Here is a 14,607-nt window from a genome sequence, read left to right on the forward strand (position 1 = left end):
TTCACCTATTTAATATACGATTGATCCAATTTCCATGTGGCTCATAGCCTTTAATATGATAATTTCCATCATCATCTAATTCTTGTTCCATCACAACTGTATGTCTCTTAAGACGATAAAGATGATCTTGTTCTTGAACATTCAGCACAAATTCATATTTCTTCATCTGTTTGATCATGAGCGAAAGCAACGCTTCTCTCACATCGTGTCCTGACATGTTTTTATGCACATACATGTGTGGATAATCCGGAATAAAATGATGCGTATCATCTATATCTGCCTTATTGAATAAAACAATCTGTGGAATATCCTGCATGTTGAGCTGCTTAAGGAGTGCTCCCACCGTTTCATAGTGATGATAACTATTTGGTGCACTGTTGTCGACGACATGAATTAAAAACTCACTATCTTTTGCTTCTTCAAGCGTCGATTTAAAACTCTCAATAAGTGTCGTCGGTAAATTTTGAATGAATCCTACGGTATCGCTAATAATAGCTTGGAATCCATTTGGAAAAACAAGCTGTTGTGTTTTCGGATCAAGCGTTGCGAACAGCTCATCTTTTTCATATGTCTCACTTTTTGCAAGCAGATTAAATAACGTTGATTTACCCGCATTCGTATAACCGACGAGTGACAGTTTAACAACGTCAGTGATTGTTCTTCGAGCACGATATCGCTCACGGTGATCTTCAATCACTTTAAGCTGTGCTCTTATTTCTTTAATTCTCGTGTTGATGTGACGACGGTCGGTCTCAAGTTTTGATTCACCTGGGCCTCTCGTACCGATTCCGGCACCGAGTCGTGACAAGTTGATCCCTTGACCTTTTAATCTCGGCACTAAATATTCAAGTTGAGCAAGTTCTACTTGTAATTGTCCGACTTTAGATTGTGCACGCTGTGAGAAAATATCTAAAATCACTTGTGTTCGGTCAATGACTTTCACATCAAAGCGATTCTCAATGTTTCTATTCTGACTTGCAGATATTTCATCGTTTACAATGACATAATCTATCGAAGACTCATCTTCATTCTCTTCATCAAAATATAGCTCCGCGACTTCATCTAGAAATCCCGTACCGACATATGATTTTGCATTGATTTCATGCATATTTTGAACATGAACGCCTATTACATCAATGTTAATTGACGCTGCAAGCTGCACCAATTCATCCACTTGATCATCTACATGTTCACTTTTTCGCACATTTGCAGAGATAATAATTCCCTTAAAGTTTTCTTCTTTATTAATATTCCATTACTCCCTTTTAAAATGATGCATGATAATACTACCAGCTATTGCAACATTTAAACTTTCTATGTTTGGTGCCATATCAATCTTCAATCGGTTTTCAACAAACGATAAAAGATCATCGGACACACCACTGCCTTCATTCCCTAAGACAACTGCCACAGAATCTTCATTAGTTTTTACTGAATCTATAGATGTAGCATCTTGTAAGGCTGTGACATAAACACGTCCTTCAAATGATTTTACCATATCGAGTAGATTTGCAGTTTCTACATTGACGTGAAATAGCGCACCTTGTGTGCTTCTCAGTACTTTATCGCTGAATACATCTACTGAATTTTCTGAGACATATATCGTATCAAAACTAAATGCAGCAGCTGAGCGAATCAATGTACCCATATTACCGGGGTCTTGAATATTTTCAAGCATTAGCACGCGCTCGTTCTTACTTTCTTTTGGCACATACTGAATAACCGCCATGATACCAGGCGGTGTTTCAAGTGAAGATAATGTTTCCATTACAGCATCTGAAACGGTGATGGTTTGAGATGGGTATGTCGTCTTACCTGTGTAGTTTTCAGCAATAATGACGGTTTCTATTGTTTGATGGCAAGAAAGGGCCTCATCAATAAGATGTTGGCCCTCGATTAAAAATTGTCCGGTTTTAACACGGAATTTTTTTTGTTTTAGTTTACGTAACGTTTTGATTTTTTGATTATCTTTTGAACGTATGATTTCTTGCATAAACTATCTCCCGATAATTTCATCAACGACATCATCAGATAGACTCTTCACAACTTCAGTGACTAATTCAACCACTTTGTTGTAGTCTTGACGATGCATGATTGACACGTTTGAGTGGATGTAACGTGTTGGCACACCAATATTGATTGAAGGCACACCATCGTTTGCAACGTGGAATGAACCAGAGTCCGTACCACCACCACGCAGTGCTGTTAACTGAACATCAATGTTCTTCTCAGCAGCTACTTTTTGGAAGTGTCTTCTGAAACCAACGTGTGCAATGACTGATGAATCCATTAAGAATACCAATGGACCGTCTCCCATTTTGCCAACGCCATCTGCTTCACTCATACCAGGTGAATCATAAGCGAGTCCAACATCAATTGAAATTGCTAAATCTGGTTTTACTTTATGTGCTGCTACTTTGGCACCACGTAATCCAACTTCTTCTTGAACTGTTGCACCACTGACAACGTTAACGTTCACATCTTCACCATCTAATTTTTGTAACACTTCAATTGCTGCTGCACAACCGAAACGGTTATCCCAAGCTTTAGCAAGTAAGAAGTCTTTGTTTGTCATTTCCATGAAATCACAATGCGGTGTAATCATATCGCCGACTTTAACGCCTGCTTCTTCCGCTTCTTCTTTACTCGCAACACCGATATCTAAAAACATATTTTTAATATCTACAGGTTTTTTACGATCTTCAGGTGACAGAATGTGCGGTGGTTTAGAACCAATGACACCATGGAGTACACCTTTGTCAGTCGTTAAGTTCATGCGCTGAGATAACATGACTTGGCCCCACCAACCGCCAACTGGATTGAATTTAATGTAACCTTTGTCATCAATTCTCGTCACCATGAAGCCGACTTCGTCCATATGACCACCGATTAGTACTGTACGCTCACCATTTTTAGCTTTCTTCTTACCAAAAATACCACCGAGATTATCGAATACTAACTCATCACTGACTGGTGTTAAATATTCTCTCATCACGTCTTTAACAGCAGTCTCAAAACCAGCGATACCGTTAACATCTGTAATTTCTTTTAATAGTTGAAGTTGCTTATCCATATGTATTGCCTCCTAAAAGATTATCTTCCATTACTATAGCATAATTATTTCCATAACCGAAATATTTATACACACAATTTTATGCTTTTTTATCTTTAATGTATGGATGAACATAAATAAAACCACCTGTCCATTCTATCATTTACGGATTGAATGAATTGGTGGTTTTTATTTAGTAAGACTGAATTCAAAAGTTAAATTATTTCGCTAATGCGTCTTTAGCTTTTGTTGCTAATTCAGCAAATGCATCTGGGTTAGAGATTGCAATTTCTGAAAGCATTTTACGGTTCATATCGATACCAGCAACTTTAAGACCATTCATTAAACGGTTGTAGCTGATGTCGTTTTGACGCGCTGCCGCATTAATACGCGTGATCCATAAACGTCTGAAATCACGTTTCTTTTGACGACGGTCACGGTAAGCGTACTGACCTGATTTTGTTACAGCTTGTTTCGCTGTTCTATATAATTTAGATTTTGCTCCGAAATAACCTTTTGCTTGTTTTAATACTTTTTTACGTCTCTTGCGAGAAGTCATACCATTTTTTACACGTACCATTTGTAGTTCCTCCTAATTTACGATTATTTAGCCGCTCTAGCCAATAGTTGTGTTAAACGTCTTGCATCACCTTTAGCTACTAAAGTTGCTTTACGTAAATGACGTTTTTGTTTCGTTGATTTGTTCGCGAATAAGTGCGAAGTAAATGCACGATGTCTCTTGAATTTTCCTGTCGCTGTTCTTTTTACACGTTTTGCATAGCCTTTATGCGTTTTCATCTTTGGCATAATAAAATCTCCTCAATTAATTATTTTTCTTTAGGTGGAGCGATGACCATAAACATTGAGCGACCTTCCATTTTTGGATATTGCTCAACCGTTGCTTCTGCTTCTTCTTTAAGCGCATCCGCAAATCTGTTTAATACATCACGTCCAATTTCTTTGTGCGTAATCGCACGGCCTTTAAAGCGAATCGAAATTTTAACTTTATCTTCTTTAGATAAGAATTTAATGGCATTTTTCTTCTTCGTATTAAAGTCATGTTCTTCAATCGTTGGTGATAATCGGATTTCCTTCACACTGATTGTTTTTTGTTTCTTACGTGCTTCTTTGTCTTTCTTCTGTTGTTCATATTTGAACTTACCGTAGTCCATAATTCTTGCAACAGGTGGTTTTGCTTTTGGTGCAACGAGTACAACATCTAAGTTTACGCGTTCTGCAAGTTCAATTGCTTCTGCTTTAGACTTAATCCCCAGTTGGTCACCATTTTGTCCGATTAATCGAAGCTCTTTTGCACGAATCTGATCATTAATAAACGTCTGATCTTTTGCTATTGTTGACACCTCCATAAATTTAAACGAACAAAAAGAGCGAGTTGCATACGCAACCCGCCCCAAAGTTACCTAAACACTTGTTAGGTATTAATAGGATAACCTGCTTGCGCAATTGAGGCGTGCAGGTGAGAAGGGTTGCTTCTTCTTGTTCGTTCATTCAACTCTTATAATGTTACACGAATCATGTATAATTGTCAACTATTTTTTAAGTCTGATCTTATCAACGATTTTCCAGATGAAATCTTCACGCTCCATCGACTCTTGCGATTCCCGTCCATAGCGACGGATATTCACCGATTGATTTTCGAGTTCCTTATCTCCAATCACAACTTGGTATGGTACTTTTCGCATCTGTGCTTCACGAATTTTGTACCCCATCTTTTCATTTCTATCGTCAATATTAACACGTACACCGTATGAACGTAACTCTTCTTGCAATGTTTTTGCATAATCATAGTGAAGGTCGTTATTTACTGGGATAATTTCCACTTGCTGTGGTGCAAGCCATAATGGGAATGCACCTTTGAACTCTTCCGTTAAGTATGCAACAAAGCGCTCCATTGTTGAAACCACACCTCTGTGAATAACGACTGGACGATGGTATTTACCATCTTGACCGACATATGTTAAGTCAAAGCGTTCAGGTAATAAGAAGTCCAGTTGAACTGTCGAAAGTGTCTCATCTTTACCGACTGCTGTTTTTACTTGAACGTCGAGCTTCGGTCCATAGAACGCAGCTTCATCGAGTGCTTCAACGTATTCTAATCCCATTTCATCAACCGCTTCTTTAAGCATCGCTTCTGCATTATTCCACATATCGTCATCATCGAAGTACTTCTCTGTGTTCTCAGGATCACGATAGCTCAGTCTAAATGAGTAATCTTCAAACTGAAAATCTTTGTAGACATCAATAATAAGTTGAACCACGCGTTTGAACTCGTCTTTAATTTGGTCTGGACGAACGAATACGTGCGCGTCGTTTAACGTCATCCCGCGCACACGTTGCAGGCCACTCACTGCCCCACTTGCCTCATAGCGGTGCATTAACCCAAGTTCCGCAATACGCACCGGTAATTCACGATATGAATGTGGCTTTTGTTTGTATACCATCATGTGGTGTGGACAGTTCATTGGACGAAGTACAAGCTGTTCATTACCAATTTCCATCGGTGGGAACATGTCCTCCTGATAGTGTTCCCAGTGTCCACTTGTTTTGTATAAATCAACATTTGCCATAATTGGTGTATAGACATGCTCATAGCCAAGTGATACTTCTTTGTCGACAATGTAGCGTTCAATTTCTCGACGAATTGTCGCACCGTTTGGTAACCATAGTGGTAGTCCCGCACCAACAGCTTGTGACGTTGCAAAGAGCTCCATGTCTTTACCAATTTTTCTATGATCGCGTTGTTTACGTTCTTCAAGTAAATTTAAGTATGCTTTTAAATCTTTTTTATCGAAGAACGCTGTACCGTAAATGCGCTGTAACATCTTGTTATCAGAGTCTCCACGCCAGTATGCACCTGCAGTCGATAATAATTTAAACACTTTAATTTTTGATGTTGAAGGCACATGGACACCGCGACAAAGGTCAGTGAATTCACCTTGTTCATACACAGTCAGTTCGTCACCTTCAGGAATCGCATCGATTAACTCCTGCTTATACTCGTCATCTTTAAACAGTTCACGTGCTTCAGCATGTGATAGCTCATGACGTTTAATCGCCACATTCTCATCAACGATACGCTGCATCTCTTTTTCAATCTTCGGTAAATCTTCTTCTGAGATATTTTCTTCCATATCAAAGTCATAGAAGAAACCTTCTTCGATTACAGGACCAACACCGAATTTAACATCACCGTAAAGACGTCTTAATGCTTGAGCCATTAAGTGTGCCGTTGAATGGCGTAAAACTTCTAAGCCGAGATCATCTTTGTTTGTAATTAGTTCAATCGTTGCGTCACTCTCTATTGGACGCGTTAAATCGTACATCTCTCCATCAAGTTTTGCAGCAAGTGCAGCCTTTTTTAACCCAGGGCTAATCGAAAATGCAATGTCTTCAGCAGTCGTGCCAGATTCAAACGCCTTAATATTTCCGTCTGGAAATGTAATATTAATTTCTGCCATGTCTTTATCCTCCTATGAGCTATAAATAGTAAATAAAAAACTCGCCCCCTATAACAAGGGACGAGTTTCTCGTGGTACCACCCAACTTCGCATATAACTATGCCTAATTGAACCTACGTTATCGGGTAGACCGGCTGGTATTAACCAACACATACGAGGGAGTAACATCAATGACACTCTATGCATTCACACCAACATGCACTCTCTGAAAAAGTAATCATCGTATCATATCCTCTAGATACTATTCATGAAATTAAAGCAATTATACGACGAATTTTGAATATTGTAAATAAGAAGTCTTATTTGTTGCGGTAATTGTCACCTTTTAACTCAACTTCATCACACAGTGCGCGCAAGCGTTCTAAAATACGTCTCGACTTCGTTTCCTCAACGCCATTATCTCGTGTCTTACGGTAATTCATCTCAATTTCTGCCATCGTAAAGTTCGATGAGATGAACGTCGGTAAATGTTCCACCATGCGATAATGCAAAATATTCGAAATGACTTCATCTCGTACCCAAGGCGTAACATCTTCAGCACCAAGATCATCAAGGATCAACACTTCAGCAGTCTTGACCGTATCGAGCAAACGCTGTGTTGAACCGTCGCTAAATCCACCCTTCAATCTGCTGATAAACTCCGGCACATATAACAACACAGAAGAAATATGATATTTTGAGATCTCATTGGCAAGTGCGCCTAAGAAATAACTCTTACCGACGCCAAACTTACCATGTAAGTACAATCCTTTATGGTGTTTCTCATTGATGATATCAAACGCTTTTTTCATCAGTTGCTGATGCACATCTTTACGGTTCGTGTTCGGATAATGCTGAATGGATTCAAATGTTGCATCTTTAATATCTTGTGAGACAAACTGTGCATCGATTAGTTGCTTACGACGATGATATTCATCTTCCCGTTTTTTCGATTCACACGGTTCATAGATCAAATGGATGCGATTGTTGCGGACATCTACTTTCGGTGTATAACCCTTCGGATTATTTGTACAAGCCTCAACTGATTCACATGGTACATCTTCAGAATGGGCACGTATATATTCATCAACGACCAACAGATCATTTTCAATCATCTGCGGTGTCACATTATCATTCTCTTGAATAAGCGCTTTTGTTTTTGGGTGTTGTAACACACGTGTTAATGTTTCTTGGTACATCTCTTCTGTCTCTCTATTAATCGCAAGAAAGTTATTGATTCGCTTCATTCCAATCACTCCCCTTTCTTAAAGTAATTCAAGAGTGCATCAAACTCTTCATCTGCATCGACTGACGCTTGACTACCCTCTGTATTATTATCATCTGTTTGTTGATCGAGCCAAGCCGGTCGTACTTCACCTGGTCGATCTTTTTTGGAATATGTTTTTGATGTTTTAAATTTCTCTTGTTTCTCTTTGAAACTTTGAATTTCTTTTAAAGCATCTTGGGCGTTCGTTACGCCAGCCTCATGCCAGTTGCTCGCAATTTTAATAACGTAGCTATACGGCAATTCACCGTCGAGTTGCTGATACACATATTCTAGCAAAACATTGATTGCCCCATGTGTAAACGAAAACCGTGTCAACAATTCAGTAATGATTTTTAAATCTTCATCATGTGGTGCATGTTGTCTCACAGTTGCAATTCGGTCTAGAGGATTAATCATCTCTAACTTATCAAAGTAGTTATCTGACGTTTCTTCTTTACTTTGGCCGGACACATTCGGTAAGCGATTCTTATTCTCCCGCTGATAATATTTTCTCGCATTCTGCTTTAACTTACGTGCATCAATACCAAACTGTGTACTGGTACTATCCATAAGTATGAGTTTCATATCGTATGCATTCAGTTTAAATAATAGTGAGAGCTGTGCAATTAAAAGACGTGACTTCTTATCGAAAAATGAGCGGTCGATTTTCGTCCCTTTCAAATGCGTGAATAGGACATCAAAATCAAAGTCATCCGGATCAATATTAACCCCTTGACTCACCCTCTGACTACGAAGATTCGGTGAAGTCATTGAGACAGATTCAACATCTGTCGTATCAAACACTTCTTTAAACGTTTTCGATATCTCAACGACATTGCTCGGAAGCTTCGGGTAAGTAAAGCGCTCAAGTAACACTTTGTATGCACCCTTACCGACTTTACGATGCAAATAGAAGCTGAGAATTGTATCGTTAAAAAATTCCGCAGCAGACATCGGCAACTGCAACGCATAAATCAACAGATCATCATGTTCCTTTGTTGACTGATACGTCTTCACTAGTCCTACAGCTTCCAATCGCTCGATTGATAATTGAAGTTTTGACAGTGTCGTGCTTAAACCATCTAGCAGTGTGTGGTGAAGATTGATGGAAAGTGTTTCATTATCCGTTTTAAAATGATTAAAATATAAAAACGTCATGATTGCTTCTGAACCTACAATTGGTAAGTACAGATGGTTGAGTCGTTCAATATCCCCATTATTTAACTCTGAAGGATGATAGATCATAAACTCTGTATTTGGTTTAATTTGTTCATTATAATTCATAGAATCACGATTTCTTTGTTAAATGTATCAGCACTTCTTTGAGCTGATCAATATCTTTAAATTCTTTATAGACCGATGCAAACCTAACGTATGCAACTTGGTCGAGTTCAACTAACTCTTTCATAACCGCTTCACCGATTTCATTCGATGACACTTCGCTTTGGTTTAAGTTACGTAGCTGTTGAATAACCCGCTCCACCAGTTGCTCAAGCTCTGCATAAGACACAGGTCGCTTTTCACACGCACGTATTAAACCATCTAACACTTTCTCTCTATTAAATACTTCTCTCGTACCATCCTTTTTAACAACGACCAAAGGTGATAACTCAATTCTTTCAAATGTTGTAAAGCGTGCATGACAAGATTCACACTCTCTACGCCTGCGAATTGACTCCAAATCTTCAGCATGTCTAGAATCAATTACTTTTGAATTTTGATGTGCACAATTCGGACATTTCATTTGAATTACACCCCCTACATAATAAGTATAACTATACCATAAATTCACTGGTTTTAAGACTGATAAATACCAATCAACCAAATGAAAGAACCTACTGATTTTTAAATATTTATACGCGATTCAGTTGATAAAATTATTTCGTATTGGTAAAATGAAATCGATTTCAAATTTATAGAGGAGCTGATTCAATGAAAAGTTCACCGAAGAAATTATTTACGGTGTTCATGACGTCACTTATTGCCACAAGCGCCCTATCTCCTGTTGTCTCCGCACAAGACGATCGTTACACTCCGGATTACAGCGAAGGAAACAACGAAGCAACAGCAGACAACGGCATGGTCGTATCTGCACACCCTATTGCCTCAGAAGTTGGTTTAGAAGTTCTAGAAAATGGAGGTAATGCAGTAGATGCTGCGATTGCCATGCAATTTGCGCTAAACGTTGTTGAGCCGATGATGTCAGGAATCGGTGGTGGTGGTTTCATGATGGTATATGATGCTGAAACTGGCGAAACGACAATCGTCAACTCACGTGAACGTGCACCAGAAGGTGCAACGCCTGATATGTTCTTAGATGAAGATGGCGAACCAATTCCATTCCAAGAACGCGTGATGAGTGGTACTTCAGTTGGTGTACCAGGAACATTACGTGGACTTGAAACAGCACATGAAATGTGGGGTACTGTTGATTTTGCTGAGCTGATGGAACCATCGATTTATTTAGCTGAAAATGGTTTCCCAATCGATGATTACCTTGCAAACGCGATTGAATCAAGTTCAGAGAAATTGCTCGCTTCACCAGGTAGTGAAGCTGTATTCTTTGTTGACGGTGAGCCACTTGCTGAAGGTGACTTACTCGTACAAACGGATCTCGCTGCAACACTACAAACGGTAAGTGATGAAGGTGCAGATGCATACTTCAACGGTGAAATTGCTGAAGCAATTGCCGCAACTGTTCAAGAGTTTGGTGGTTCAATGACTGTTGATGATTTAGCAAACTATGAAGTCACAGTAGACGATCCAATTTGGGGTCAATACAAAGGTTATGACATTGCGAGCATGCCGCCACCATCATCAGGTGGTATCTTCTTACTCCAAATGTTAGAAATGATGGAACATTTTGACTTAGAAGCATATGACTTCGATTCAGTTGAAAAATATCATATCATGTCTGAAGTGATGCATTTAGCTTACGCTGATAGAGGTATGTACGCGGGTGACCCAGAATTCGTAGAAGTACCAATCGAAGGGTTACTTGATCCAGCTTACATCGAAGAACGTGCTGCAACAATCAGCTTAGATGAAATGAATGAAGAACCAGAAGCTGGTGACCCAACTGCATATGAAGAAGATGTTGCGTTAAATTACGACTTATTTGCAAAAGCAGATGATCGTGAAGTCGGTGAAACGACACACTTTACGGTTGCAGATGGTGACGGTAACGTTGTAAGTTACACGACAACAATCGAGCAAGTATTTGGTTCAGGTATCATGGTCGATGGTCATGGTATTTTACTTAACAACGAGTTGACAGACTTTGATGCAGAGCCAGGCGGTGCGAATGAAGTACAGCCGAACAAACGTCCTTTAAGTAGTATGTCACCAACAATTGTGTTCCAAGATGGCGAACCAGTATTAACAGTCGGTTCACCAGGTGGTCCAACAATTATCACATCTGTATTCCAAACAATCCTAAACGTGTTTGAATATGATATGGCATTAAAAGATGCAATTGAATCACCAAGAATTTACACGAACAATGTTGAATCGTATCGTTTTGAAGAAGGTATCTCTGAAGAAGTACTAGAAGGCTTACGTGAACTCGGTCACCTATTCGAAGAACCGGTTGATATTGGTAACGTCAATAGTATTTTAATTGACCGAGAAACTGGCGAGTATTATGGTGTCGCAGATACAAGCCGTAACGGTGCCGCATTTGGTTTAAGTGGTGCAGCTGAAGGCGACGGCACTGATGATGCAGGTACTGAAGAAGACGGTGTTGAGGAAGAAGATGGTACTGAGGAAGACGACGCTACTGAAGAAGGCGACGCTACTGAGGAAGATGATGCCACTGAAGAAGACGACGCTACTGAAGAAGACGATGCTACTGAAGAAGACGATGCTACTGAAGAAGATGATGCTACTGAAGAAGACGATGCCACTGAAGAAGACGACGCTACTGAAGAAGACGATGCTACTGAAGAAGACGACGCTACTGAAGAAGACGATGCTACTGAAGAAGACGATGCTACTGAAGAAGACGACGCAGCTTAATATATCTATATAATTTAAAACAGGAGTAGGTCAATGTAGTGACCTGCTATCGTTAAAGTTTACAGTGGAATAAAATAAATTTTATCTGAGATTCGAAGTGTTCGAATCTCAGTTTTTTATGCCGCAATACTTCTCAATTCATATGGTGTTAAGCCTGATAACACATCTTGTGGACGTTCATGATTATAAAACTGGATGTATTCGTTCAAATCTTGTACAAGCAGTTCATAAGTCTGGTATCCACTCTGCTTTCTTACAAGATGATATCGTTCTGCTTTAAGCTTACCAAAAAATGATTCCATCGGGCCATTGTCAATACACTTACCGACACGAGACATACTCTGTGTCATGCCATGAGCTTTTAAAATCTTTCTAAAACCATATGATGTGAACTGAAATCCACGATCGCTATGAATCATTGGTGATGCACCTGGATTACTTGCGAGCGCAGCTTCTAATGTCTCAAATACAAGCTTGTTGTTATTCGTGTAACTAAATTGATGGGCTACAATACTGTTATCAAATAGGTCCATAATGGCACACATGAATACACGACGACCATTCTTCAATTTATATTCGGTCACATCTGTTAACCACTTCTCATTCTTAAATTTCGAGATGAATTGTCTGCCCAGACTATTCTCCGCAATACACAGGCCAGCCTTCATTGTACGTGATATCCTCTTTTTTCGGGTCACAGATTTAATTCCCATGATGCGCATGATTCTTAAAATACGTCCCTTACCATAAGATGTGTTGAGTTGACGATTCACTAAGTGGCGCATCGTACGATAGCCCGGTACACCATTATATTTTACATATAAGGTTGCGATAGTTGCGCCAATCGTCTCGTTCTCTATTTCATATAATGGTTTCTTTCTTTTTCGATACTGATAATATGCTTGACGCGTGATGTTAGCGACTTCACACAGTTCTGAGATAGAGTAGCCTGCTCTGTGTAATTCTGTAATCGCATCATGAATACGTCGTCCTCGAACTCGGCTTACTTGCGTCTCCTCTCGAGTTCTTCCAACTTTTTTAAAAAGGCATTTTCAACCTCGACTTTCCGACGTTTACGACGTTCAATTTCCAATTCTCTTTTTAATTGATCAATCTCGGTCCAGTCGCTCTTAGGTTTACGTTTACCGCGCTTATCTTCTAGACCATAGGCACCAGACGTTTGGTATTTTTTCACATAGCTATATGCTTGCTGATATGAGACTTCAAAAAGCTCTGAAAGTTCACGTATCGTAATATCATGACTCTCTTCATATTCTGCTATTTTTAAGCGTTCTTCATACGTAGTTTTTCTAGATTTTGTCATAGTGTGTGAGCCTCCAAAGGTAGACTTAGTTTTCTTACCTTCAGTATACTGCAGAACCCACTTTCTGACTGTTGTACCTGCCGGAATATTATACTTTAAAGCGAGTGTTTGGTAACTATCATCTCCCTGCAAATACTCATGGGCAACCATTTGTTTAAAATCAGAAGAGTAGCTCGTGTGCTGCGATCTAACGACTAATGATGCTTCGCCATAATTAAAATATTTCTTTACCCAATCTTGAAGTGTTGTAGTACCTATATCAAATTTTTCAGCAGTTCCTTCTATGTCGCCATGATTCAGGTAATAGTCGACGATGTATTTCTTTTCTTCAAAACTTCTATGTCGAGCCATAAGAAATCCCCTTAAGTTTACAGATTTTTTATTTCATCTGTAAACTTAAGGGGATGCATGTCAAATGTAGACCGACTCCTGTTTTTCTTATTTTACAACTATCTTTCAACCTTGTAATTTTCTCTTGTCGGCATTGATTCTAAATGATCGCTTCCCTGATTTTTAACACGTTCTTCTTTTTTAACATGAGAGTTTTGGAATGCTTCTGAATTCACCCAAGCTTCAAAATCTTCTGATGACTCCCATCCAGTTAAAACTGACATCTTTTGATCTGCCCTGATTAACATAAATCCTCTAAATCCATCGTACTTATCAACGTTTCCTTTGCGATTAGAAAAACGCTCGACTAATGTTTCATCTTGCCCATGTTTCACAACAAAGTTGTTTGTAGAAATGTGTCCAGCTTGACCAACATCTCCATCATGGATAACGATATCGTACACCTCTCCCCTGTATTCTACTGTCGAATCGTTGATGATTAGCTCCGTATTGTCACCATTTAAACTCACTAATTTCATATGTATGCCTCCGTTCATTGTTTACTTAATTGTAACAAGATAAAAAGCTCCAATGACGATGCTACTTTGTCGTAATTGTTACTAATATATGATGGAAATGGTAACAGTAGAGTTTGCACTTTGTTAGTGTTCAATTTTCGTGTTTGGAATCTTTTTTCTGAACAATTTCTGCTTTAAGTATTCATTTTCTGTATTTGGAACCTCGATATTGAACACCCGCTGACAAAAGCCAACACTTCTTTTTTAGTTTTCCACTTCAATACAGAAAAAAACCAACCAGGCCCCTCCTAGTTGGCAATCAACATATTAATCTTGTTTCTTTTGATCTTCATCGCTTTCAATTCTCTTCGTCATACTACGGAAGAAGTAAGTTGAAATTAAGGCAAAGATAACACTAAATAAAAATGTAACTGGTGCATCAAATTCAAAAAATAAAAGCGTCAGTGCACCATGGAGGAAAGAAAACCATAAAAATCGCATCATAAATTCCTGAAACCAAATCATGATGAAACACCCCTCGCTCAATTAATCTATTGATATAATTCTAACAAGATTTCGTTGTATAAACAAAAAAGAAGCACGAATTCATCGTTTAAAATGAATTCATGCTCTTCCATATC

At 38.9% G+C, this 14,607-nt stretch carries 14 protein-coding genes and 1 pseudogene; 1 reads left to right on the forward strand and 14 read right to left on the reverse strand.

Translation table 11 applies throughout. The features are described from left to right. Position 1 precedes the first annotated feature (1 nt). The 10 genes from hflX to nrdR all read right to left on the reverse strand — a co-directional run bounded on the left by hflX (position 2) and on the right by nrdR (position 9,521). Positions 2–1,249 (reverse strand): GTPase HflX, encoded by a 1,248-nt coding sequence (hflX, locus tag BMW30_RS02925; RefSeq protein WP_091473731.1) that lies wholly within the window; start codon positions 1,247–1,249, stop codon positions 2–4. 6 nt (positions 1,250–1,255) lie between these two features. Beyond that, a complete protein-coding gene (locus tag BMW30_RS02930) occupies positions 1,256–1,993 on the reverse strand; it encodes a TrmH family RNA methyltransferase (RefSeq protein WP_091473732.1) in 738 nt (245 codons plus the stop codon). Between the two features lie 3 nt (positions 1,994–1,996). Continuing rightward, entirely contained in the window at positions 1,997–3,073 is a 1,077-nt protein-coding gene (locus BMW30_RS02935; protein WP_091473734.1) for a M42 family metallopeptidase, read from the reverse strand. A gap of 199 nt (positions 3,074–3,272) precedes the next feature. Then, entirely contained in the window at positions 3,273–3,632 is a 360-nt protein-coding gene (gene rplT, locus BMW30_RS02940; RefSeq protein WP_091473737.1) for a 50S ribosomal protein L20, read from the reverse strand. A 23-nt stretch (positions 3,633–3,655) separates the two neighbouring features. Next, positions 3,656–3,859 (reverse strand): 50S ribosomal protein L35, encoded by a 204-nt coding sequence (gene rpmI, locus BMW30_RS02945; protein ID WP_091473739.1) that lies wholly within the window; start codon positions 3,857–3,859, stop codon positions 3,656–3,658. A gap of 20 nt (positions 3,860–3,879) precedes the next feature. Further along, positions 3,880–4,413, reverse strand: a complete 534-nt coding sequence (gene infC / locus BMW30_RS02950) for a translation initiation factor IF-3 (RefSeq protein WP_180366197.1) — start codon at positions 4,411–4,413, stop codon at positions 3,880–3,882. Between the two features lie 189 nt (positions 4,414–4,602). Continuing rightward, positions 4,603–6,531, reverse strand: coding sequence for a threonine--tRNA ligase (gene thrS / locus BMW30_RS02955; RefSeq protein ID WP_091473743.1), 1,929 nt, complete (start codon positions 6,529–6,531; stop codon positions 4,603–4,605). Between the two features lie 299 nt (positions 6,532–6,830). Next, the gene (gene dnaI, locus BMW30_RS02960; RefSeq protein ID WP_091473745.1) at positions 6,831–7,757 is read right to left on the reverse strand and encodes a primosomal protein DnaI; all 927 of its coding nucleotides are present in this window, start codon (positions 7,755–7,757) and stop codon (positions 6,831–6,833) included. 5 nt (positions 7,758–7,762) lie between these two features. Continuing rightward, positions 7,763–9,061: a replication initiation and membrane attachment family protein gene (locus tag BMW30_RS02965; RefSeq protein WP_091473747.1), complete on the reverse strand. Its 1,299-nt coding sequence runs from the start codon at positions 9,059–9,061 to the stop codon at positions 7,763–7,765. A gap of 4 nt (positions 9,062–9,065) precedes the next feature. Continuing rightward, positions 9,066–9,521, reverse strand: a complete 456-nt coding sequence (gene nrdR / locus BMW30_RS02970) for a transcriptional regulator NrdR (RefSeq protein WP_091473749.1) — start codon at positions 9,519–9,521, stop codon at positions 9,066–9,068. 188 nt (positions 9,522–9,709) lie between these two features. Between nrdR and ggt the strand changes: the two are divergent. Then, positions 9,710–11,467: pseudogene (gene ggt / locus BMW30_RS02975) on the forward strand (gamma-glutamyltransferase); the annotation flags it as partial. 443 nt (positions 11,468–11,910) lie between these two features. Here the strand turns inward: ggt and BMW30_RS02980 are convergent. The 4 genes from BMW30_RS02980 to BMW30_RS02995 form a co-directional block, all read right to left on the reverse strand. Then, complete coding sequence (locus BMW30_RS02980; RefSeq protein ID WP_143248972.1) at positions 11,911–12,777, reverse strand: IS3 family transposase; 867 nt, start codon at positions 12,775–12,777, stop codon at positions 11,911–11,913. A gap of 20 nt (positions 12,778–12,797) precedes the next feature. Beyond that, positions 12,798–13,469, reverse strand: a complete 672-nt coding sequence (locus BMW30_RS02985) for a helix-turn-helix domain-containing protein (protein WP_091473754.1) — start codon at positions 13,467–13,469, stop codon at positions 12,798–12,800. A 98-nt stretch (positions 13,470–13,567) separates the two neighbouring features. Continuing rightward, positions 13,568–13,987, reverse strand: coding sequence for an antibiotic biosynthesis monooxygenase family protein (locus tag BMW30_RS02990; protein ID WP_180366188.1), 420 nt, complete (start codon positions 13,985–13,987; stop codon positions 13,568–13,570). Between the two features lie 306 nt (positions 13,988–14,293). Continuing rightward, entirely contained in the window at positions 14,294–14,491 is a 198-nt protein-coding gene (locus BMW30_RS02995; protein ID WP_091473758.1) for a hypothetical protein, read from the reverse strand. Between the last annotated feature and the right edge of the window lie 116 nt (positions 14,492–14,607).

The sequence above is a fragment of the Aliicoccus persicus genome (genome assembly GCF_900110815.1).
GTDB lineage: Bacteria > Bacillota > Bacilli > Staphylococcales > Salinicoccaceae > Aliicoccus > Aliicoccus persicus.

Coding starts and splice junctions, on each gene's coding strand:
- rplT (WP_091473737.1), bottom strand. CDS start 3,632: ATGGTACGTGTAAAAAATGGTATGACTTCTCGCAAGAGACGTAAAAAA.
- BMW30_RS02985 (WP_091473754.1), bottom strand. CDS start 13,469: ATGGCTCGACATAGAAGTTTTGAAGAAAAGAAATACATCGTCGACTAT.
- thrS (WP_091473743.1), bottom strand. CDS start 6,531: ATGGCAGAAATTAATATTACATTTCCAGACGGAAATATTAAGGCGTTT.
- BMW30_RS02930 (WP_091473732.1), bottom strand. CDS start 1,993: ATGCAAGAAATCATACGTTCAAAAGATAATCAAAAAATCAAAACGTTA.
- BMW30_RS02965 (WP_091473747.1), bottom strand. CDS start 9,061: ATGAATTATAATGAACAAATTAAACCAAATACAGAGTTTATGATCTAT.
- BMW30_RS02935 (WP_091473734.1), bottom strand. CDS start 3,073: ATGGATAAGCAACTTCAACTATTAAAAGAAATTACAGATGTTAACGGT.
- nrdR (WP_091473749.1), bottom strand. CDS start 9,521: ATGAAATGTCCGAATTGTGCACATCAAAATTCAAAAGTAATTGATTCT.
- BMW30_RS02995 (WP_091473758.1), bottom strand. CDS start 14,491: ATGATTTGGTTTCAGGAATTTATGATGCGATTTTTATGGTTTTCTTTC.
- dnaI (WP_091473745.1), bottom strand. CDS start 7,757: ATGAAGCGAATCAATAACTTTCTTGCGATTAATAGAGAGACAGAAGAG.
- BMW30_RS02990 (WP_180366188.1), bottom strand. CDS start 13,987: ATGAAATTAGTGAGTTTAAATGGTGACAATACGGAGCTAATCATCAAC.
- rpmI (WP_091473739.1), bottom strand. CDS start 3,859: ATGCCAAAGATGAAAACGCATAAAGGCTATGCAAAACGTGTAAAAAGA.